The organism is Mucilaginibacter rubeus, assembly GCF_014643835.1.
GTDB classification, from domain to species: Bacteria; Bacteroidota; Bacteroidia; order Sphingobacteriales; family Sphingobacteriaceae; genus Mucilaginibacter; species Mucilaginibacter rubeus.
In genome coordinates this window covers 846,226-867,686 of the sequence record NZ_BMKD01000001.1, presented here as the reverse complement: position 1 = coordinate 867,686, position 21,461 = coordinate 846,226, and the positions used below count along the sequence as shown (strand labels likewise).

Sequence of the window (21,461 nt, the reverse complement as noted above, 5' to 3'; positions counted from 1 at the left end):
AGGCAGATTTTAAAATCAAAGATTAAACAGCATTGACAATAGATGGCAAATTTTGAATTTAACCCTGACCGGGCTGGTACATTCTTTTTTCAACAGGCTGATAATATTCGTTTAAGTTTTCCGGCACCCGGGATTTATAACCCAAAACTTGCCTCAGGTCATCACTTAATCCTTCGCCAAATTCATATCCCAAAAATCTTGGATAATCAAGCTGTTGTTTAAAAAAAGGCTTAGTAAAAGCCATGGTTAATGTCCGCCTTGATGCATCAGTATAATTTTTACCAGCCGCATGCCACAAATTGGAGTCAAACAAGATAATGCTGCCTCTTTTTGCATTGGCACGATCTGCATTTTTGTAGAAGAAATCACTCTCCGGTTTTTCATCGCTTTTATGCGAGCCTGACAAAAAATAAGTTGACCCGTTTTCAGGAGTAAAATCATCTAATATTATCATCATTTGAATCATTACTTTAAAATCGCCGGTAAAACTTCTTATATCCCGATGGATGTTTTGAACATATGGTTTTTCATCTTTTAAATTGATGACCGCGCCCAGCGAATTTATAATGTAATTTCCTTTTAAGAAATGCATCATCTGATCTGCACAATATTTTCGTTCAAGAAACTTCAGTGAAAATCTTTCCCGTTCAACAAGGTGGTGTAACGTTCCGTTCATGTTATCACCTATACCATTTGCAATTTGAATTTTACGCCTGATATCGTATGCAGGTATCAATGAATCTGTTATTTCATCAATGAATTCTTCGTCCAGGGCATTTTCGTATATAATCCATCCATATTCATCCATTACCCGGTCGAATACGGCAAGGTCAGCATCGGAATAGTTAAACTTATTTTTCATTTCTGTATTTAATTAAGGTTTTCAATTGTGGTGGTTTCTGGTTCAGAGGTAGTTGACCGTGTTTTTCTGTTAGGATGGCGATATAATGGAAAGAATTTAATTTCAGGATTGGGATCCACACCCGATTTTAAAACAAGCTCGTTATATGCAGGCTCATCATTGATATAGCACCAGATCCGGTCTTTTACCTGTAAGTTGGAGAAAAGCTTTTTGAAATTAAAAAGTGAATCTTCTTTTCCGCCTACGCCGCCTCCAAGGTGAAAGATCTTTTTTCCTAATCTTCTTCCAATCATACTTATCTCGTCTGTTAATAGTTTACTCGGAGAAATATTCAGATAATCGGGAGAAGTAGCAGAAAGGTGGTTTCTTACTATGTTATCTGATAATAAAATGAGCGCTCCGCACATTAGGTTTAGGCCATCGTAAATTAAGATCAGTTTATTTTTCATGTATTCCTCGTTAAGAAGATTGATAAAATGCTGAACATCAAAATAATAATTAGATGAGGCATGCAGCCTATCCATGTTTTTATAATACATTTCCGCAAAATGTTCAATTTCCTGAATTGTATCCGCTTCTTTAATAACAAAGCCCATTTTTCGCAGGCTTCTTATTTGGCGGCCAAGTCTTTTGTCATAGCCATTCCGTTGTTCTTCTTCAGACATGGAAAGATCAACGTACAGCGTTGTGCCGTTATCCTTAATACCGCCAATATTTTCCAAAAGATGATGCTGATTGAGGAACGGATGTAATCTTGAAAAGATACAAATGGCCGATTCTTCTTTCATAAAACCTGTAAATGCAACCTTAAATTGTGTAGTTATTGCGACCGGTAAGTTTTCAAGGGGTATGTTGGATAAAGGCCCTGAATAGCCATACACGCAAGTCATATCGAAGTATTCGGAACCTTCAATTTTCCTCTTGATTACAGGTAATGCTATAAAAACCGCATCTTCTTCATAAACAAATAAAAGCGGCTCGCCTTCATTATTTAAAGAGTGATAGTACCAGGTATGAAATCCCTCGTGCGCATATGACTGGTTTATATATTCGTCCCAATCTTTTCTATTATGTATGGTGAAACTTCGATAGCTCATAAGTGGTTTTAATTACGTTTAATTATTGATTATATGCCCGAGGGTAGGACATGGGGTGCTTGTTAGTCGATAATACGAGGCAGTTTATGCCTCAAAAAAATGAAAATACTTATCCACGTACCGGTTGGATACAGGTTGATCATAATACAGCAGGAAGGAAAAACTGGGATAAAGTTTAAAGCAGATATTTTACAGTATCAAAAGCTTTACGTAACCGAAACCGGCCTAATTCAAATAGTATGTATCTCTTAAGATACAGCAGCAGCAGCATTTTCTTTTGCATTCCACGATAGCGAAAGCGCCGGATAATGAGATTAAAATCACTGATAACCATCTCCATCCGGGCGTCATCTCTTATCATGCTCCAAATGCCGCCAACATGATTGCGATAGCAGCTCATAACCTCAGGCATTACATATATTTTGCGCCCGGTGTTGAATGTGGCAAAGATTTTAAAGAATTTATCTGCTGCATAGCAACTCGTATACCATGACTCCTGAAACAATTCATGTACTTCTGGGATGTTATGATAAACAACAGTTGCTGTTTTAGTCTCTACCTGCCGGCCAACTAATAAATCTTGATAAGTATACTCAAGCGGTACAGGATTTGGCTCGATATTCAGGGTGTTATTGTTGATATCAATCACTCTTGTGTGGTGACAACAAATAATATATTCCGGGTTATTTTCCAGGAAATTGACTTGCTTTTGCAACTTTTGAGGACTTGTCCAAAAGTCATCGCCATCACAAAGAGCAATGTATTTTCCTTCACATGCTTTGATGGTATTAATAGTATTTAAATGAGCTCCACGGTTTTTTTCCGGGTAGATGATTTTGATTTTATCAGGATATTTTTCCTTGTATGATCTCACTATTTCAGTTGTGCCATCGGTTGAGCAATCGTCGCCAATAACAATTTCGTACCTAAAATTAGTTTCCTGCATCAGGAAACTTTCGATAGCCTGGCCGATAAAATCTTTGTGATTGTAAGTTGTACAGCAAACGCTAACCATCAAGTTCTGACCTGTTACCATATAAAAGAAAAAATTTATTTTAGAAGTATTAAATAGAATTTGAGCTTCACATGCCTGGTACTTTACCGAGATACCGAACCTGGTATACGTTTGAACCATCGCACAATGCTTCGCCATATGACTCACATTTTTTATTTATTTGATCGAAAGGTTTATTGCTTAAATAAACTTTTAATTCGTCTTTGGTTCGATCAAAAATCAATAATTACGAGTCGGCTTATAACAGCAATTTGCTATGTCAAATATATTTAATTCATGCTTATCAGCAGCCCGCGCTACTTTATTGACTCTTAAATTGTAAACTACTTTTCAATTACTTTACATACCTGTGAACGCCTGTAAATATTATCTGTATACCCGTGCAATTCGGTAAAAGTTTAAGCTAAAATTAATAGTATCTATGTGAAATTTGCAAATGAATATTATTCCCATAATTAACATTATGTTAAGTAAAACTTTTAAAAGGAAGGCCTTTTTCAAGGCCCCTCTTTTTTATATTGTATTATCTAATTATTGATTGGTTGGTAACGCATCAATCTGAGCTTTTAATTTTGAAGCATTCGCATCATCTTTAACACCCAAATAATAGGTTCTTAAATTTTGCAATGCGTCAATTGATTTTGGCTGTAGTTCAACAGCTTTTACCAAATATGGTTTAGCTTGTTCAAACTGAGCTTTAGCTTTAGCAATAGCAGCATCGTATTCTTTTTGTTTGTTAGCAGGCAATTTATTAGCAGCGTTATAAGCGTCAATAGCGGGGTTAAGTATTACATAACCATAGTTTAAATTAGCTTCAAAATAATTAGGATCAATTTCTAAAGCTTTTTTATACATTTCACCAGCTTTAACATAAGCCTCGGCTTTTGAGGCCTGCAGTTTCGCTTTTGCAGCAGCATCTTTAGTTGCACCCGCTTCTTTTGCGTAATTATCGGCTGTTTGTGAATAAGTTAGACCTGCATAGTAATACAAAGTCTTGTTTTTAGGGTCATTAGCCAAAGCTGCCTGGATCTTATCGGTAACTTCTTTTTCTTTTCCTGTTTGCAGGCTGATTTCGATTTCACGTTTACGCAATTCACTGTTTGCCGGGTATTTACTCACACCTTCAGATACTGCTTTGAGAGCTCCTGCAGTGTCTTTACTGGCGAGATATAATGAAGAAAGATCAAGGTAAACCCCGGCATTTTTTGAATATTTTGTAGTTACCAGTTTGCTGTAGTTTGAAATTGCAGCCGGATAATTTTTTCCGTTTGCAGCTGCAAGACCGGTGTAATAAATGGCATTGGTATCTTCTGGTAATACGGTGCGGTAAAAGTCAAATGATTTGTAAGCAAGATCATATTTACCGGACGAATATTCTTTTACACCTTTAGTTAATTGATATTGAGCCAGATTTAAGTATGCCTCATCAATCATTTTTTTATTTTCACCTTTAGTGTCAGCTTCTTTAGCTTTTTTCAAGGCTTCTTCGGCTGTGGTAAACAAAGGCAATGAAGTAGCGGGTACAGTATCCTGAACAGCTAACGCTGAATAAATTGAACCTTTTACAGCGTAAGTAAGCGGTAAAGTAGCGGTTTTTTCATTGGCTGAAGCTTTGTCAATTGATTCTTTTGCAGTAGTGAGGCTTTTGCCTGCCATTGCTGCCATTGCCGGCTGGCCCCTTAAGCCCGAATATTTTTCATATTCTTCTTTTGCGGTATTTAACTCGCCTTTCTGTGCAAAAGCTGTTGCTGAAACCAAGCCTAACAGGCCCGCCATCAAAAGTTTGATTTTCATGATTATTATTGATTGGTTAACTGTTTTAGTTTATTGTTTATTTTGTCTAACTGATCCTGGTTATTGGTTTTTGCGTATGCCAACTGCAAAGCCTGCAGGCTGTTTACGTTATTCGGTGATATTTCATTGGCCTTTTCAAGCCATTGAATAGCTCGCCCAAGGTCCTGAATGCTCCTCTCTCCTTTCGAAGTCGTGCTTTGCTTTAAATATAATAACCCCAAATTAAATACCGGATCAAAATATGTTCCGCTTAGTTCAATGGCGTGTAAGTAAAGAGATTCTGCCTGATCAAATTTATCTAAATGATCGTAGCAATTAGCTGCAACAAATGCAATATCGGCGTTATTTGCATTAATATCAAGCAAGGGGCCAATTAGGGGCTCTAAGGCTTTGTAATTTTTTTTATTGTTATAGATATTGGCTTCATCAAGTAATAAAAATCTGTCGTTAGGCAAGATTTTCCTCCCTTTTTGAAGAATCTGTAAAGCCTTGGCCGTATCCCCCAATGATTTATAGATATTTGATGCTGTTTCAATATATTCAGTACGTGCACTGTCAACCCTTAGCATATTGCTATAATACACAGCGGCATCCTGCAAATTACCAGCTTTATTGTTTGCGAAAGCGATATAGGTATTGATCTGATTCATCGCCGGCGCATACTTTTTCGCGTTTTCAAACCAAGTTTTAGCATTGGTGAAATCTGAATTATTTACCGCATCAAACCCCTTTCGGATATAAACGTTTGCCAGGCAGCGCCTGGTATAATCAAGTTCTGACTGGTACTTGAAAATCTTGTTCATACCCGATAGCCGATCAACCAGTTTGGTTGTTTTGTCAAGCATATCTGCAGGCATCCCGAGTTTGTTTAAAGAATCGATGTACAGGATACTCGAATTTACAATAGCCCGGTAAAGGTTTTTTTCAATATCAGCCGTATCCGACTTGGTAATGATCAAACTATCTGCAGATTTTTTGGCCGCGGCCAAGTATTTCAGGTCGTTTTTCTGTTTATAAAAAGCCAGGTTATTTACTACAACTTTCAGCGCTTCTTTTTGTGCGAAGGCAAAAGTCGTAGTAAAGCTTGTAATTAAAACCGATAAAATGATCTTGCGGTAGTGCATATTTATTATTCTGTTGTATCGTCAGTTGATGGTTCTGCACCATTTTCAGCTGTATCATCACCGCCTGTATTTTCGGCTGTGGTATCAGAGCCTTCTGCATTTTCATCACCTTCTTTTACTTCCTCATCCTCATCATGCTCAATTTTGGCTACTGAAGCTATCTCATCGTTGTTTTTAAGCGTTATCAGCCTTACACCCTGTGTTGCACGGCCCATCACTCTTAATTCGCTTACAGCTATACGGATAATAATACCTGACTTGTTAATGATCATCAGGTCTTCCTTATCTGTAACACCTTTTATGGCAACAAGGTTTCCGGTTTTTTCAGTAATATTTAATGTTTTTACACCTTTACCACCACGGTTCGTAACACGATAGTCTTCAATGTCGGTACGTTTACCGTATCCCTTTTCTGATACCACCAATACGGTTGTTTCAGCGTCATCAATTGCTATCATGCCAACTACCTCATCGCTCTCGTCATCAAGCGTAATACCACGAACACCGGTAGCTGTACGTCCCATAGGCCTTACTGTCGACTCGTTGAAACGGATAGCACGGCCAGATTTAAGTGCCATCACAATTTCGCTGCTGCCACTTGTTAAGCTTGCCTCAAGTAATGAATCGCCCTCGTTAATATTGATAGCATTGATACCATTTGAACGTGGACGTGAATAAGCCTCGAGTGAGGTTTTCTTGATGGTACCCTTCTTGGTACACATAATAATGAAGTTATTTTCAAGGTAGTTCTGATCTTTAAGCGAAATCAGTTTAATGTAGGCCTTGATATTCTCTTCTTTCGGAATATTGATGATATTCTGGATGGCGCGGCCTTTTGAGGTACGTGTGCCTTCCGGTATTTCAAACACCCGGAGCCAGAAACATTGTCCCGATTCGGTAAAGAAGAGCATATAGTTGTGGTTTGAGGCAATAAGCAGGTGCTCAATGAAATCCTCATCACGGCTGTTGCTGCCAATAGCGCCTTTACCTCCCCTGCTCTGCCTGCGGTATTCGGTAAGCGGGGTACGTTTGATATAACCTTCGCGGGAGATGGTGATTACTACATCCTCGTCCTCAATAAAGTCTTCAGTTTGCATTTCTGCAGATGAGTGAACCATTTCAGTACGGCGCTCATCGCCATATTTCTCCTTAACTTCCAATAACTCATCCTTAATGATCTGCATCCTTAAACCTTCGTCGCTCAGGATGTTTTTTAAGTGTTCGATGAGTTTCATTAAAGCGGCATATTCATCTTTGATCTTATCACGTTCAAGTCCTGTTAACCTCCTTAGGGTCATATCAAGGATAGCACGTGCCTGGATATCGGTTAAACCAAAGCTGCTCATCAAGCCTTCCCTTGCTTCATCCGGAGTTTGTGAAGCGCGGATCAGGCGGATAACTTCATCAAGGTGATCTAAAGCGATCAATAAGCCTTCAAGGATGTGCGCGCGTTTTTCAGCTTCATTAAGCTCAAATTTGGTGCGGCGTACCACAACCTCATGACGGTGCTCAACAAAGTGATGGATCAGGTCTTTTAGGTTAAGCAGCATTGGCCGGCCATTAACCAACGCGATGTTGTTTACACTAAACGATGTTTGGAGGGCCGTATATTTAAACAGGTTGTTTAATACAATAGCAGCATTGGCGTCACGTTTGATCTCATAAACGATGCGGATCCCTTCACGACTCGATTCATCGCGAATAGCCGAAATGCCTTCCAGTTTCTTTTCGTTAACCAGTTCGGCAGTACGCTCAATCATCAAAGCTTTATTTACCTGGTAAGGTATTTCGCTAACAACGATGCGTTCACGTTCGCCATTATAGGTTTCAATCTCCGCACGTGCGCGGATCACAACCCTGCCGCGGCCTGTTTCAAGCGCTTCGCGAGGGCCGTCGTACCCGTAAATAATACCGCCTGTAGGGAAATCAGGGCCTTTTACATATTTCATTAACTCGGCAACCTCGATCTGGCGGTTATCAATTAATGCCATGGTTGCATCGATAACTTCCGATAGGTTGTGCGGAGCCATGTTGGTAGCCATACCTACGGCAATACCCGAAGCGCCGTTAACCAGCAGATTAGGAAATTTGGATGGCAGTACGGTTGGCTCCTGCAGTGAGTCGTCAAAGTTTAATTGAAAATCAATGGTGTCTTTGTTGATATCAGCAAGCATCTCTTCCGCAAGCTTTTGTAAGCGTGCCTCTGTATAACGCATTGCCGCAGGTTCGTCACCATCAACTGAACCGTAGTTACCCTGGCCTTCAACCAGTAAGTAGCGTAAGCTCCACTCCTGAGCCATACGTACCATAGTGTCGTACACCGATTTATCACCGTGCGGGTGATACTTACCCATCACCTCACCCACAATACGGGCAGACTTTTTATAGGGTTTGTTATTGGTTAAACCCAGGTCAAGCATACCGTAAAGTACGCGCCTGTGAACGGGTTTCAGTCCATCGCGGACATCGGGCAGCGCCCTGGAAACAATCACCGACATTGAATAATCAATGTACGCCGATCGCATTTCCTCATCAATATTTATCGAAATTATCCTGTCTTCTGCGTGTGAATTATCGTTTTCTGTTCCTTCAGCCATTTTTAATTATTTGTAGAACCTTCTCTTATAATTGCGTGTTAAAATTGATTTTTCAACGACCTGCGAAGTTAAAAAAATACTTGGGATTGCGCCAACTTAGTAACAATAAACCGGGGGAACATATTACCCCGGTTTAACAATTTTGTTACTTTAATACAGGTTTAATTCACCTTTACCCAGTAATCTTCAACCTTGTTGCCGTTGGGCAAAACCGAAAGCAGTTTTAGTGTATCGTTACTGATTATGTAGTTGTATTTTATGGTTTTGTTAAGCAGTTTTGACTCCTGCATACAATAGGTTTGGGTTTCAAAGCAGGTATCCTCTTTTAACCGGTAATCGCCCTTTTCGTATATCTGGGTCTTCTCCCCTTCTTCAATCACTTTAGCCTTATAATGTTCATTGTCATAATCCCGTTGTAGCTTATAAGCTGCGGGAGCGGCATCAAGCTTTCCGTTAATTATACCTCCTCGATACTCCCAGACGCCTTTCAGCGGACTATCATCAAAACGGAAAGCACATAACAGTAAAATACCGATAACCGGCACAATAAATTTTTTCATTGGTTATGTTATTAGCTAAAAGCCCAAAGCATAATGCTGAAAGCTTTTTTCTTTAGGCCTTTGGCTTTCTGCATTTCGCTTTCAGCTTTTTCCTATGCCCAGTTAATGCCTTTTTTTAATAAAGATAGTGTTTTTTCCTCTTCGCTGCCAGTTACCGGATGATAGTCATAAACCCATTTGGCCGTAGGCGGCAGGCTCATTAATATTGATTCAATCCGGCCATTGGTTTCGAGCCCGAATTTGGTGCCGGCATCATAAACCAGATTAAATTCTGCATAACGGCTGCGGCGCTGGTATTGGAAAAGCTGCTGCGCTTCGGTAAATGATTTATCGCGATTTCGGTTAACCAGCTCAGTATATAAGGGTGCAAAAGAGCGGCCAACAGATTTTGAAAACTCAAAGATATCTTCCCAGCTTAACTCATCATTAGCGGTAAGCCTGTCGTAAAATATGCCGCCTATTCCACGGGTTTCATTACGGTGTTTGATGAAAAAGTAATCATCAGCCCATTTTTTAAACCGGGGGTAAAAATCGGCATAGTATTGATCACAAACAGCTTTTAGGCCTGAATGAAAAAAACGGGCGTCATCTTCTGTTACATAATGAGGCGTTAGATCTATGCCTCCGCCAAACCAGCGAACCGGTTTCTGGCTGTCGCCCATGGTTGATGGCATTTCAAAGTAACGGATATTCATGTGGATGATAGGTACCAGCGGGTGATTGGGATGGATCACAATTGATACACCGGTAGCAAAAAAATCATCCTGCTCAACCTGCAGGGCACGCTTCATGGTATCGGGCAAATGACCGTGAACAGCCGAAAAGTTAACGCCGCCCTTTTCAAGGATGTTACCGTTCTGGATAACCCGGGTACGCCCCCCGCCTCCGCCCTCGCGCTCCCAAATCTCCTCCTCAAATTTTGCGGCGCCATCTAATTGCTCAAGTGCGGTGCAGATTTCATTCTGTATTTGTTTATAATCTTCGGCTATTTGTTCTTTGCTGATCATAGGCTGTAAAAGTAATGAATTTTGGGAATTGCAGCGGAAGGCCTTTTTTCAATGCGGGCACTCATAGCTACCCGCATTTACAGACGATGATGGAAAGTGTTCAACTTTTTTAGGTGTGAACACCTCGTAAAAACAAGTTGCTTGATAATCAACGGTTTACATGTTCATTATTTTGCTGCTAAAAACATAAACTACTGATAATCAGTACTTGTTTTTTAGGTTTAGGCTAAACGCAACATTTTTGAACACCCGTTTTTTAAAAATTGAACACCTGGGAGATTTTAGCTTATCTCTACGTAATTCAAATCCTTGCCGAAGGTTTCCTTTAACTGGCTTAAGGATAACAGGGCTACCGCAGTAAGTATCCCCATCATGATATATCCCGACTTGATATACCCGTACTTTGCATTGAAAGCATTAAATGCTACAGTTATCGGGATCAGTGAGCCGCGCACAAAGTTGGGCACGGTAGTAGTAACTGTTGAGCGGATATTGGTGCCGAACTGCTCAGACGCAATGGTAACAAATGTAGCCCAATAGCCCACTGTACAACCCATAAAAAAGCTTAATACTGCAAACCGTTCGGGAGTAATGCCGTTATCGCTTAAATAAAAATGAACGCTTACCAATGAAAGTATTAAAAATACAGCCATCGTTAGTTTGCGCGATTTGGTAACCTGGGCCAGTAAGCCGGCCACAATATCGCCGATGGCGATGCCAATGTAGCTGTAAAAAATGCCGTCGCCCGGTTTGATCAGGGTTTTAGCCCCTAAAGCAGCCCCAAACTTATCCGAAAAGCTAATCAATACACCCACTACGTACCAAAGCGGCGCGCCTATCAGGATGCAAAACAGGTATTTTTTTAAACGTTCCCAGTTGGTAAACAACATGAGCATATTGCCTTTGGATACATCGCTGTTCTCAACATTCTTAAACATGCCCGATTCAAAAGTACCAACACGAAGAAGCAATAATAAAATCCCTAAGCCGCCGCCTACAAAGTAAGCATTACGCCAGCCAAATTTAGCTACAGCATAAGCAGCGGTAGCGCCAAACAAGCCAATAACAGCTACCATCATGGTTCCGTAACCCCGGTTTTCCTTGCTTAATGTTTCGCTAACCAGGGTAATACCAGCACCAAGTTCTCCTGCAAGCCCCAAACCTGCAATAAACCTTACTATGGCATAAGTATTTACATCATGAACAAGGCCATTGGCAAAATTGGCTATCGAGTAAAGTAATATCGAACCAAAAAGCACCTTAATACGGCCCAGTTTATCACCGACAATGCCCCATATGATACCGCCAAGCAACAGCCCAAACATCTGGATGCTAATAATGAACTGACCTTTATCGGTTATTTCCTGTGCATTTAAGCCGATATCTTTAAGGCTGGGGATGCGTACTATAGAAAAAACCAAAAGATCATATATATCAACAAAATAGCCCAGGGAAGCAACAAGTACTAAGAAAACAGCGTTCCTTGTGGCTTTGGCGTTGGTAGCATCGGTCATAGCGTGTAAAAATTGGTTGGCTAATGTAGGTGATTTATGAAGATAAAAACAAAAAAATCGGCACAAAAAAACCCCTGTCATAACAGAGGTTTTGTAAGTAAGTTTTGCTCAATAATTTTATATATTTTATGCTTTTTTAACGTTTACTGCCTGTAATCCTTTTCTTCCTTCTTCCACATCGTACGTGACGCTATCATTATCCTTAATTGCATTTACACCGCCTTGCACGTCTTTAAAGTGTACAAAAAGATCCTTACCTTCTTCGGTAATAATAAAGCCGTAGCCTTTTTGTGTGTTAAACCATTTTACTTTTCCAGTTTTCATAATTATAATAATCGTAATAAAAAATTCGTGTTAAGATCAACTAAAACCAAACTGAAAACAAATAGGCTTATTGGTTCAGAAGGAATAGATATCCAGCTTCCCTCAAATATATAAAATTATTAATAAACCAAATAAAATTATTTATTTGGTTGTGGTGTCAGGCGCAAATAGGGCTTAACTGCAGTAAAACCCTTTGGAAATTTGGCAGGGATATCTTCAGTTTTAATTGCCGGCACCACCACCACGTCCTCCCCTTCTTTCCAGTCGGCAGGTGTGGCAACACTGTAATTAGCGGTTAACTGCAATGAGTCAATAACCCTTAAAATTTCCTGGAAGTTACGGCCGGTTGATGCCGGGTAAGTGATGATGAGCTTAACCAGCTTGTCGGGCCCTATAATAAATAATGAGCGCACTGTGGCATTTACCGAAGCATTTGGATGGATCATGTCATAGGCTTCAGAAATTTTGCGGTCTTCATCGGCAATGATCGGGAAGTTAACTTCAACACCCTGCGTTTCGTTAATGTCCTGGATCCAGCCATGGTGTGATTCTACCGAGTCGACACTAAGTGCCAATACTTTAACATTGCGTTTGGTGAATTCATCTTTTAACGCGGCAGTTTTTCCAAGCTCGGTGGTACAAACTGGTGTATAATCGCCAGGATGCGAGAATAGTACGCCCCAGCTATCGCCTAAATATTCGTAAAAGTCAATTTCGCCTTCTGATGTTTTTGCTTTGAAGTTTGGCGCTTTATCGCCCAGTCTTAAACTCATGATGATAGATTTTTTATGGTAATTTAATACGACTAAGTTACTATACATTCATAAACAAATGCAAACAAACTTTAAATAATCGCATTATTTACGCCAACATTACAAAGGCTGTGTTGTTGAAGTTTGAAATTAATAACACCTATCCATGAGTAAACACACCTATGATACCGGTATAATTGGCAATTGCGCCTTTTTAGCCCATATTAATAAAAACACCAATGTCGACTGGCTGTGCTGGCCCCGGTTTGACAGTACCTTTATTTTTGGCGGCCTGCTTGATAAAGATAAAGGCGGCGAATTCTCGATCCGCCCGGAAGGTGAATACACTACCAATCAACATTACCTGGAAAATACCAATATTTTAATTACGGAAATATGCCCTGCAAGCGGCGGAAAATACCGCATAACCGATTTTGCACCACGCTTTTACCAGCATCAGCGTTATTATAAACCATTGATGCTGATCAGGAAAATTGAGGTTATTGAGGGTTCGCCGCGCATCATTGTCAAATGCACGCCGGTATCTGAATATGGCGCTGTTAAATTGAGTGTAAACCGTGGCAGCAATCATATCCAATATCTGGGCGGCGAAGAAAACATCCGCCTTACCACCAATATCCCCATAAGTTATGTTTTTGATGGACAGGCTTTTGTACTCAATGAAACCAAGTACCTGGCCATGACCTACGGCGAACCGCTTGAAGCGCCACTCATCAGCACAGCTGATCGGTTTTTGGCCGAAACCGTGCAATACTGGCGTACATGGATCAAACACTCATCAATTGCTACTTATTTTCAGCCCTTTGTAATCCGCTCTGCTTTGGCCCTTAAAATACACCAGTATGAGGATACCGGTGCAATTATCGCCGCAAGCACCACAAGCCTGCCCGAATCGCCGGGAAGCGGCCGTAACTGGGATTATCGTTATTGCTGGCTGCGCGATACTTATTACGTAATAACCGCGCTAAACCACATTGGCCATTTTGAGGAGATGGAGAAGTATTTCGGCTATGTTACTGATATTACCTTTTCGGAAATGGAACGTTACCAGCCGCTTTATGGCATTACCGGTAAAAAAGACCTTGTAGAGCATATTTTAACTGATTTAGCAGGCTATATGGGCAACCAGCCGGTGCGGGTTGGCAACCAGGCGTCTGAACATATTCAGAATGACATCTACGGCCAGGTATTGATCTCCCTGCTCCCATTATACACCGATCATCGTTTTGTTTTTTCGGAACGAAAAGATTCGGTTCACTGGATAGCCTTTCTGTTGAGTAAGATAGAGCATACCATTGATGAAAAAGATGCCGGCATCTGGGAGTTCAGGAATATGGCCAACATTCATTGTTACAGCAACCTGTTTCAATGGGCAGGTGCATCCGCTGCCGAAAAAATGGCGCGTACCATCCAAAACCAGGAGCTGATTGATAAGGCCATTTCTCTTAAAGAACGTGCGGCCGCGCATATCGAGAGCTGCTATGACCCGGTGCGCAAAGTTTACACCAACTCGGCCGGGAGCAGTAACCTTGACGCCAGCACTTTGCAATTGATTATGATGAACTATCTCGATCCAAATTCGCAGAAAGCGAAGGATCATTTAGTTGCATTAGAAAAAGAGCTAAAGACGCCTAATGGATTATTTTACAGGTATTTATATACCGACGATTTTGGCAAGCCTAAAACTACTTTCCTGATCTGCGCATTTTGGTATGTAGAAGCGCTGGCTGCTGTTGGCCGTTTGGATGATGCCCAGCGCGAGTTTGGCAACCTGTTGCAGTACTCCAATCACCTGTTGCTCTTTAGCGAAGATGTTGATGAGCGCGACGGAAGCCAATGGGGCAATTTCCCCCAGGCTTACAGTCATGTGGGGTTGATGAACGCGGCGTACCGGATTGCCATGAAATTGGACAGGCCGATATTTTTGTAGGATTAATCTTCTCTTGCATAAATTGGTAGCAGATAAGACTTACGAAGTTTCTAAAACTTCGTAAGTCTGGATTAACCAATTCGGTGTTCACCTAAATAATTACCTGATCTCCACTACTCCATCCGCAACTTTTGGAAACATCTCTAACTGCCTGCCATCATGCCCCGGGATTATAAATTTAACATCACTGGCGAGCGTTTTCATTCGTTTCATCGCCTTTACATAGCCCTGGGGATCAAGCGTACCACCTTGCGAAGGTGGTACTAAATGTTCAAGGCTGTAATAGATCCAGATATTATCAGATGCTATGATCACCCTGTTTTTCCCGGTTTGTACCAGCACATATTGCGAATTGTAGGTATGCTTTGAACCGGTATAAACTTTTATACCTTTAATGATCTCTTTATCGTCGCCGTCTATCAGTTTGAGCCTGCCCGCCAAATTTAAATTAACGGTATTGATAACATCGCGCGTAGCATACCCCCCTGCCTCTCCCGCTTTTTGCCATGCTGCGCCTACAAAAAACTCATAATCCAGCTTTTGCATCCAAACCTTAGCTTTAGGGAAAAGACTTAAACCATCTATATGATCCCAATGAGGGTGGCTTAAAATAATATCGGTTATATCCTGGGGCTTTACACCAAGCTTTAAAAGCGCCGAGTCCGGGCGTTGATAGGTTTTAAGTTTAAATTCTTTAGCATCTTCGATATCGGGCAAAAAGCCGGCATCAACCAAAATGTTTTTGCCGTTGCTACCTTTGATAAGCCATACCATAAAATCAATTTTAACCGGCTCATTTTTGGGGCCGTTCAATGCCCAATCGCCCACTTTAAATGGATATCCCGATTCGGCGAATTTTACTCCATAAATTTTATAGACCGGGGTTTGCGCATAAATGATATGGCAACTAAGCATTAATGCAAAAACAAGCAGGCTGATTTTTTTCATAATAGGTTATATTATCGTGAACCGAATATAAAAAATGCCCGCGGCTAAACCGCAGGCATAAATAATTTTAAATTAAACTAATAATACCTATTTGTCATCTCGCGCTCGTTTGCAACGAGTGCGTAACCTGGGTTTGCGTTTATAACGCCACTGGCGATGCAATCGCTAAGCCATATTAAGCGCTCGTTGCGAACGAGCGCAAGATTAAATGGATATCCGGATTCGGCGAATTTTACAGCATAAATTTTATAGACCGGGGTTTGCGCAAAAATGATATGGCAACTAAGCATCAATGCAAAAACAAGCAGGCTGATTTTTTTCATAAAGGGTTACATTATCGCGAACCGAATATAAAAAAATGCCCGCGGCTAAACCGCAGGCATAAATAAATTTTAAATAAACCGACTAAACCTTACTTGTCCGCCGGTTCCTCAACCGGCGTATACTTAGCAAAACTGGTAAGTAATTTCCTAACCTCTGATGGGTTTCGCAGGTAAAATTTAGCTGCCGAAAGATTACTGCCAACTTTAATGGTAATAGCACTTTCGGGCAGGGCTTTAAAGATATCTTCGTCGGTATAATCATCGCCGAAAGCTATAATGAAATCATAATCACGGCCTTCGGTAAGTGTTAAAGCGGCTTTACCCTTGTTAATATCCATATTCTTCACTTCCAGTACCTTATCCCCTGCCAGTAACTGTAACCCTTTATCGCTTGCAAGATATTTAAGATTATTCATCAACTCATTGGCCCTGAGCTCGCCAAGCCCGGCCTGGGCTTTACGGTAATGCCAAACCAGTGAATATGTTTTCTCTTCAATGAACGAGCCAGGTGTACGATCAACATAGGTTTCCAATATCGGATAAATATCATGCTTCCATTGATCGGTTAGTCCGCTTATTTTATGCCATAAAGTGCCGGGTTGCTTAAACCATGAACCATGTTCGGCAATAAGATAGATGTCGTTTTCCTTAAACCACTCGTCGAGGTTTTCATGCTTTCGCCCGCTAATCAAAACCAATTGATTTGCAGAATCTTCCGCAAGTTTATTGATGACATTGTACAACTCCTTATCGGGAGAGGCCTGATCGATATTGGATTTAAAATTTACCAGTGTTCCGTCATAATCCAAAAAGATAATGCGCTTTTTAGTTTTGATATAACGGTTAATAATACTTTGTTCGGTAGTGTTGCTCACGTGCCTGGCCTGCATGGAGCGCTGCATGAGTTTTACTTCTTTCAGCCTATCCATAAAAATTTTAACCCAATGGGATGTGTTGAACTTTGCTACAAGCTGCCTCATCGGGATCATGCGCCGGCGCTGTTCCTCAAGCGGCATATTGATAGCCTGTAAAATGGCCCGGCAAACTTCCCCGGTATTATTAGGATTAACAATTATAGCATCTATAAGTTCTTTAGATGATCCTGCCATCTCACTCATAATCAATACGCCATCATTGTTTATCCGGCTGGCGACATACTCTTTGCTTACCAGGTTCATGCCATCGCGCATGGGTGTAACCAGGCAAACATCGGCCGAGTAGTAGAGTGCCGACAGGGTTTCGATAGGGAATGAGCGATAGTAATAGTGCACCGGGCTCCAGTCCATAGTGCGATACAAAGCATTGATCTTCCCTACTTTTTTATCTATTTCATCCCGAAGGTGAGCGTATTGCGGTACCGTATCCCGGGATGGAACCACGATCATGTAAAGCGTAATGTGCTCAATACATTCCGGGCATTGTTCAAGCAGCAGCTCAAAAGCTTCCAGCCTTTGCAGGATCCCCTTGCTGTAATCAAGCCTGTCTATAGAAAGGATCAGCTTTTTGTTCTGGAAATTCTCTTTAATAAGCTCAATCTGCTGTTTTACATCGTCCTGTAGCGGTAGCGATGAATACCTTTTTTCATCGATCCCCATCGGGAACGACTCGATAACAACCGAGCGCTCGCCATTGCTGATGATATTGGCACTGGATGTTACCGGCAGCAGACGTGTAGCCGCACCTAAAAAGTGGCGCACATCATCAAATGTATGTAAACCGATCAGATCGGCGCCAAGCATTCCATCCAATAGTTCCGAACGCCACGGGATTAACCTGAACATTTCATTTGACGGGAAAGGAATATGGAGGAAAAAGCCAATAGAAACATCCGGCAACTCCTGCCTGACCAGGGCGGGTAATAATAGCAACTGGTAATCGTGGATCCAGATCACATCGCCGGGCCCGGCGATGCTCAGGATCATATCCCTGAACTTTTTATTTACCGCTTTATAGTAATCCCAGTTTGATTGTTTGTATGCAGCATAAGTTGAAGCGTAATAATGAAAAACGGGCCATAAAACCTCGTTGCTGAAACCTTCGTAGTATTGGTTGATCTCTTCCTGATCTAAAAAAACAGGGATCAGGCTTAACTCTTTTAATTCTTTTGTAACCTGGTCTTTATCTTCCTGCTCAGCAACTTCTATTCCGGGCCAGCCTATCCATACGTTATCGCCCTGTTTATATATTGAACCTAAACCGGTAGCTAATCCTCCCTCGCTCGGTGATGAATGGTATGCACCATCAGTTTTGGAAATTTTAACAGGCAAACGGTTTGATACAATTATTGTTTTCGACATATGAAGTAAATATTAATTAATATTTAAAAGACGAAAACACCGTTTTTGTTTTATGAAAAGAGGCTTTATGACATAAAAGTGTGATTTATAATCATAAAAAAAGCCGTCCTGATATTCGGGACGGCTTTCCATTGTTATAATTTTTCGGAGTTATTTTACTTGTTGGAAAAACTCGATGTTAGCTTGTTGAGTAATCCTTACCAAAACTTCGTGTTTGTCGTTTTTCAAGTCAACAAAATATGAAGTTGGCTCGATAGCGTCATTGATTGAAGTGTTAGCCTGGTAAACGATAACTTCGCCTACTTCGTAACCTTTGTAATCGCTGTTGATTTGTTGAAGGGCTTTTGCAGGGATAGCTTTGTTGTCAACACGTTGAGTTGTACCTAAAAATTCACCTTGCAGGTTGTAGAAAGCAGTTTTTTGAACGCCATCAACAGTGAAAGTAGCTTTTTGAACGTTTTTGGTTACAGTCCAGTTAACGTTGGTAGCTTCAGCGAAATCAGCAGTAAAGCCGTGTAAAGCGATGTAAGAAACGTTGGTACCACCGTCAGATTTTTTGCCACCATCGGCAAAAGCGTTAACGGTAAATAATGCTGCGGTTGCTATTGTTAAAAATATCTTTTTCATGTTCGTTTAAATTTTAAATCCTGCAACAAAAATACGCTACACTTGTCAATATTTAAAATTTTCTTGAACTTTTATGAATATTTAATAATTATAGCCTTTTATAGCCGCAAAATTTAAATTTTATCAATAACCTTAGTGTATATTTTACAATATCTAAAAGAAAAAACGCCAATTAATGGCGTTTTTAGTTTGCTAAACCGATTTATGTTGTCATGAAAATGTCATTTAGCCATTATCTGCAAAGCCCGGGTACAAAGTCATGCCCCCATCTGCAAAAATTGTGACCCCGGTAATGTAATCCGACTCATCTGAAGCCAGCCAAACTGCCAGTTTTCCGATGTCAGCCGGCTGGCCTATCCGGTTGTAAGGGATGAGCGTCAATAACTTATCAAGAGCTTCCGGGGTTTCCCAGGCTTCCTTATTAATAGGTGTTTGTATAGCGCCTGGCCCTATCCCATTCACCCTGATCTTATGCGGGGCGAGCTCTTGTGCTATACTTTTCATAAACATCATAATACCGCCTTTGCTGGCCGCATAGTTTACATGCCCCGCCCAGGGAATTACTTCATGCACACTGCTCATACAGATAATTTTGCCCGCAGCTTTGCTTCCTCCTTCAACAACACCGCGTTTTATAAACTCTTTAGCAGCCTCCCGGGCACAAAGAAACTGACCGGTTAAGTTAATACTAATCACTTTATTCCAGTCGTCAAGCGTCATATCAACAAATCTGGCATCTTTTTGCAAACCGGCATTGTTTACCAAAATGTCAATGGTGCCATATTGCTTAAATATTTCGGCAAACATGGCTTTTACCTCTTCCTCATGGCTTACATCGGCCTGAAATGCAAATGCCTCGCCGCCTGTGGCCTTGATCTGGCTTACAACATCATCAGCGGCTGCTTTATTATGGGCATAATTAATCAGTAATTTGGCTCCGGCAGCGGCCATAGCTAATGCGACACCTTTGCCAATGCCGCTATCGGCGCCGGTTACGAGGGCAGCTTGTCCTTTTAGTAGTTGGGGAGTATTGCTCATAGATAAACGTTTTTGTGTTTAAGATAAGCAATGGAATTGAGAAGGGAATTGTTTTTGCGCGAACCGGGATTTATGTGATTATCGGATTACATAACCAAACAATTCTGATCCTGTAATCCTAAAAATCCACCCAAATCCCGGTTCAGAGATTATAACGCTTTTATATACTCATGAAACAGGTACAGGGCTTTCTTTTTATCCGCTGTTAAATCATAATCTATCTTCACCATCAAATAATCAACCAGGTCAAAATCGTCGCGCATGGTTAATTCTTTAAAAAGCTCTTCCCGGTGTTCAAGGCCATACTTTAACGACGCGTTAAACTCATCCATGAACTCCCGCGGGATAGGCTTATTAGCTATCCAGGCCGCAAATGTAAAAGGCAGCCCGGTCATTTTTTGCCATTCTTCGGCCAGGTCGTAAACATATTTGTATTGCTGCTTTTTGCCGAAGGTACGGTCGCCTATTTGTACAAAGGCGGTTTGTTCATCTGCAGATTGGGCATAATCCGGCGCATTACTTACCTGTTTGGGGTTTACCAACCAGTGGTTTTTCAGCAGCACACGGGCAAGATTATTTGATGAACGCGACTGCGGATCGAGTTGAATGGTAGTTACGTCCTTAATATCACTATTGCTGAAAATGAAAACGGAGTTTACCGCGCCTACGGCACCAATGCAGTAGTCAGAAACAATTTCCCATTGCGGCAAACTCAGTGCTGCAGCAACCGGGATCAGACCGATATCAACCACGTCGTCAATAAGCTTTTGAGCACAATCTGACGGGATATCAAGGCTCAGGTCAATTTTATTAATGATGTCGGTATGTTGAATGCCGTATAAAAAGGGTTTGGTATTAGTGTAGCTTACTGCTGATATTCTGATCTTGTTCACAAATTCGCTATTTCTATTCTTCGGAATGTTTGAGATGTTCGGCATTGTTAAAGTCGATGATTTCGAATCTTTCGCCATTGTACGTTACCTTGTATAATACCAGGTTTTGGTGCGGAAAGGTATCCATTTCGGATAAGGGCTTACCGGTAAGGATACAAAGCAACAGTCGTAAAGCGCGACCGTGCATACAAATAAGCACGTTTTTTTCTTCGGGGTGGCTCATGATCACCTCCATGGCTTCGCGCTGGCGTACTTCAACCTCAAGCGGACTTTCGCCCCCTTCAAATTTACTGTCGAGCTTACCATCCAGCCAATCACGCATAATCTGCAGAAAAGCAGCTTTATTATCAGTAGTTGGCGACTGGCCTTCGTGAATGCCCCAGGCCAGCTCATCCAAACCCGGAAGCTTTTCATAAGGTATCCCCAGATCAATAAAAGGCTGGATACTTTGCTGTGTGCGCTTTAATGCCGATATATAAATTTTATCGAACGGAACAGTTTTATAAGCCTCAAAAAACTGGCGGGCTTGTTTACGACCTTCGTCATTTAAATCGGTATCCACACCACGACCCTGTATAATACCAAGTTTGTTATACTCAGTTTGGCCGTGACGTACTATATATAAGGTTTTTTGTACCATTTTCTTGAGCCCAAAGCTGAAAGCCGAAGGCTTAAAGCTTTTTTGCTTTTATCTATGCTAAATTTATTGCTTTGCTTTAAGCTTTCGGCCTTTGGCTT

General features: G+C 41.1%; 19 protein-coding genes. 1 reads left to right on the top strand and 18 read right to left on the bottom strand.

Annotated features, from left to right (window positions below):
- Positions 1–58: 58 nt before the first annotated feature.
- From IEX80_RS03405 to IEX80_RS03355, 11 genes are all read right to left on the bottom strand, one after another.
- Positions 59–808 (bottom strand): phytanoyl-CoA dioxygenase family protein, encoded by a 750-nt coding sequence (locus tag IEX80_RS03405; RefSeq protein ID WP_229701502.1) that lies wholly within the window; start codon positions 806–808, stop codon positions 59–61.
- 62 nt (positions 809–870) lie between these two features.
- Positions 871–1,959, bottom strand: a complete 1,089-nt coding sequence (locus IEX80_RS03400; RefSeq protein WP_188831915.1) for a GNAT family N-acetyltransferase — start codon at positions 1,957–1,959, stop codon at positions 871–873.
- Positions 1,960–2,134: 175 nt separating this feature from the next.
- Positions 2,135–2,974, bottom strand: a complete 840-nt coding sequence (locus IEX80_RS03395) for a glycosyltransferase family 2 protein (RefSeq protein ID WP_229701538.1) — start codon at positions 2,972–2,974, stop codon at positions 2,135–2,137.
- 531 nt (positions 2,975–3,505) lie between these two features.
- Entirely contained in the window at positions 3,506–4,768 is a 1,263-nt protein-coding gene (locus IEX80_RS03390) for a tetratricopeptide repeat protein (RefSeq protein WP_090525572.1), read from the bottom strand.
- 5 nt (positions 4,769–4,773) lie between these two features.
- Positions 4,774–5,892 (bottom strand): tetratricopeptide repeat protein, encoded by a 1,119-nt coding sequence (locus IEX80_RS03385; RefSeq protein WP_176624650.1) that lies wholly within the window; start codon positions 5,890–5,892, stop codon positions 4,774–4,776.
- A gap of 5 nt (positions 5,893–5,897) precedes the next feature.
- Entirely contained in the window at positions 5,898–8,489 is a 2,592-nt protein-coding gene (gene gyrA, locus IEX80_RS03380) for a DNA gyrase subunit A (protein WP_090525568.1), read from the bottom strand.
- Positions 8,490–8,650: 161 nt separating this feature from the next.
- The gene (locus IEX80_RS03375) at positions 8,651–9,049 is read right to left on the bottom strand and encodes a hypothetical protein (protein ID WP_188831914.1); all 399 of its coding nucleotides are present in this window, start codon (positions 9,047–9,049) and stop codon (positions 8,651–8,653) included.
- A 92-nt stretch (positions 9,050–9,141) separates the two neighbouring features.
- Entirely contained in the window at positions 9,142–10,056 is a 915-nt protein-coding gene (gene hemF, locus IEX80_RS03370; protein ID WP_188831913.1) for an oxygen-dependent coproporphyrinogen oxidase, read from the bottom strand.
- A gap of 281 nt (positions 10,057–10,337) precedes the next feature.
- Positions 10,338–11,570 carry an MFS transporter gene (locus IEX80_RS03365; RefSeq protein WP_188831912.1) on the bottom strand — a complete coding sequence of 411 codons (1,233 nt, stop codon included), beginning with the start codon at positions 11,568–11,570 and terminating at the stop codon, positions 10,338–10,340.
- A gap of 126 nt (positions 11,571–11,696) precedes the next feature.
- Positions 11,697–11,894, bottom strand: coding sequence for a cold-shock protein (locus IEX80_RS03360; RefSeq protein ID WP_090525558.1), 198 nt, complete (start codon positions 11,892–11,894; stop codon positions 11,697–11,699).
- A gap of 137 nt (positions 11,895–12,031) precedes the next feature.
- On the bottom strand, positions 12,032–12,667 hold the full coding sequence (locus tag IEX80_RS03355) for a peroxiredoxin (RefSeq protein WP_176624642.1): 636 nt from the start codon (positions 12,665–12,667) through the stop codon (positions 12,032–12,034).
- 145 nt (positions 12,668–12,812) lie between these two features.
- On the opposite strand from IEX80_RS03355, the gene IEX80_RS03350 reads away from it, so the two are divergent.
- The gene (locus tag IEX80_RS03350; RefSeq protein WP_188831911.1) at positions 12,813–14,597 is read left to right on the top strand and encodes a glycoside hydrolase family 15 protein; all 1,785 of its coding nucleotides are present in this window, start codon (positions 12,813–12,815) and stop codon (positions 14,595–14,597) included.
- A 99-nt stretch (positions 14,598–14,696) separates the two neighbouring features.
- Here the strand turns inward: IEX80_RS03350 and IEX80_RS03345 are convergent, their stop codons facing one another.
- From IEX80_RS03345 to IEX80_RS03315, 7 genes are all read right to left on the bottom strand, one after another.
- Positions 14,697–15,545, bottom strand: coding sequence for an N-acyl homoserine lactonase family protein (locus tag IEX80_RS03345; RefSeq protein ID WP_188831910.1), 849 nt, complete (start codon positions 15,543–15,545; stop codon positions 14,697–14,699).
- A gap of 77 nt (positions 15,546–15,622) precedes the next feature.
- On the bottom strand, positions 15,623–15,868 hold the full coding sequence (locus IEX80_RS03340) for a hypothetical protein (RefSeq protein WP_188831909.1): 246 nt from the start codon (positions 15,866–15,868) through the stop codon (positions 15,623–15,625).
- Between the two features lie 89 nt (positions 15,869–15,957).
- Positions 15,958–18,165 carry a bifunctional alpha,alpha-trehalose-phosphate synthase (UDP-forming)/trehalose-phosphatase gene (locus tag IEX80_RS03335; protein ID WP_188831908.1) on the bottom strand — a complete coding sequence of 736 codons (2,208 nt, stop codon included), beginning with the start codon at positions 18,163–18,165 and terminating at the stop codon, positions 15,958–15,960.
- A 150-nt stretch (positions 18,166–18,315) separates the two neighbouring features.
- On the bottom strand, positions 18,316–18,792 hold the full coding sequence (locus IEX80_RS03330; RefSeq protein WP_176624633.1) for a hypothetical protein: 477 nt from the start codon (positions 18,790–18,792) through the stop codon (positions 18,316–18,318).
- Between the two features lie 225 nt (positions 18,793–19,017).
- Positions 19,018–19,830 (bottom strand): SDR family oxidoreductase, encoded by an 813-nt coding sequence (locus IEX80_RS03325; RefSeq protein ID WP_188831907.1) that lies wholly within the window; start codon positions 19,828–19,830, stop codon positions 19,018–19,020.
- A gap of 149 nt (positions 19,831–19,979) precedes the next feature.
- Positions 19,980–20,768, bottom strand: coding sequence for a menaquinone biosynthetic enzyme MqnA/MqnD family protein (locus tag IEX80_RS03320; RefSeq protein WP_229701501.1), 789 nt, complete (start codon positions 20,766–20,768; stop codon positions 19,980–19,982).
- Positions 20,737–21,363, bottom strand: coding sequence for a histidine phosphatase family protein (locus IEX80_RS03315; RefSeq protein WP_188831906.1), 627 nt, complete (start codon positions 21,361–21,363; stop codon positions 20,737–20,739). Before IEX80_RS03315 ends, IEX80_RS03320 begins: the two co-directional genes overlap by 32 nt.
- Positions 21,364–21,461 lie beyond the last annotated feature (98 nt).

What these genes read in the sequence shown, in the direction of transcription:
- IEX80_RS03405 (WP_229701502.1), bottom strand. Translation starts at nt 808, where the DNA reads ATGGATGAATATGGATGGATTATATACGAAAATGCCCTGGACGAAGAA.
- IEX80_RS03400 (WP_188831915.1), bottom strand. Translation starts at nt 1,959, where the DNA reads ATGAGCTATCGAAGTTTCACCATACATAATAGAAAAGATTGGGACGAA.
- IEX80_RS03395 (WP_229701538.1), bottom strand. Translation starts at nt 2,974, where the DNA reads ATGGTTAGCGTTTGCTGTACAACTTACAATCACAAAGATTTTATCGGC.
- IEX80_RS03390 (WP_090525572.1), bottom strand. Translation starts at nt 4,768, where the DNA reads ATGAAAATCAAACTTTTGATGGCGGGCCTGTTAGGCTTGGTTTCAGCA.
- IEX80_RS03385 (WP_176624650.1), bottom strand. Translation starts at nt 5,892, where the DNA reads ATGCACTACCGCAAGATCATTTTATCGGTTTTAATTACAAGCTTTACT.
- gyrA (WP_090525568.1), bottom strand. Translation starts at nt 8,489, where the DNA reads ATGGCTGAAGGAACAGAAAACGATAATTCACACGCAGAAGACAGGATA.
- IEX80_RS03375 (WP_188831914.1), bottom strand. Translation starts at nt 9,049, where the DNA reads ATGAAAAAATTTATTGTGCCGGTTATCGGTATTTTACTGTTATGTGCT.
- hemF (WP_188831913.1), bottom strand. Translation starts at nt 10,056, where the DNA reads ATGATCAGCAAAGAACAAATAGCCGAAGATTATAAACAAATACAGAAT.
- IEX80_RS03365 (WP_188831912.1), bottom strand. Translation starts at nt 11,570, where the DNA reads ATGACCGATGCTACCAACGCCAAAGCCACAAGGAACGCTGTTTTCTTA.
- IEX80_RS03360 (WP_090525558.1), bottom strand. Translation starts at nt 11,894, where the DNA reads ATGAAAACTGGAAAAGTAAAATGGTTTAACACACAAAAAGGCTACGGC.
- IEX80_RS03355 (WP_176624642.1), bottom strand. Translation starts at nt 12,667, where the DNA reads ATGAGTTTAAGACTGGGCGATAAAGCGCCAAACTTCAAAGCAAAAACA.
- IEX80_RS03350 (WP_188831911.1), top strand. Translation starts at nt 12,813, where the DNA reads ATGAGTAAACACACCTATGATACCGGTATAATTGGCAATTGCGCCTTT.
- IEX80_RS03345 (WP_188831910.1), bottom strand. Translation starts at nt 15,545, where the DNA reads ATGAAAAAAATCAGCCTGCTTGTTTTTGCATTAATGCTTAGTTGCCAT.
- IEX80_RS03340 (WP_188831909.1), bottom strand. Translation starts at nt 15,868, where the DNA reads ATGAAAAAAATCAGCCTGCTTGTTTTTGCATTGATGCTTAGTTGCCAT.
- IEX80_RS03335 (WP_188831908.1), bottom strand. Translation starts at nt 18,165, where the DNA reads ATGTCGAAAACAATAATTGTATCAAACCGTTTGCCTGTTAAAATTTCC.
- IEX80_RS03330 (WP_176624633.1), bottom strand. Translation starts at nt 18,792, where the DNA reads ATGAAAAAGATATTTTTAACAATAGCAACCGCAGCATTATTTACCGTT.
- IEX80_RS03325 (WP_188831907.1), bottom strand. Translation starts at nt 19,830, where the DNA reads ATGAGCAATACTCCCCAACTACTAAAAGGACAAGCTGCCCTCGTAACC.
- IEX80_RS03320 (WP_229701501.1), bottom strand. Translation starts at nt 20,768, where the DNA reads ATGCCGAACATCTCAAACATTCCGAAGAATAGAAATAGCGAATTTGTG.
- IEX80_RS03315 (WP_188831906.1), bottom strand. Translation starts at nt 21,363, where the DNA reads ATGGTACAAAAAACCTTATATATAGTACGTCACGGCCAAACTGAGTAT.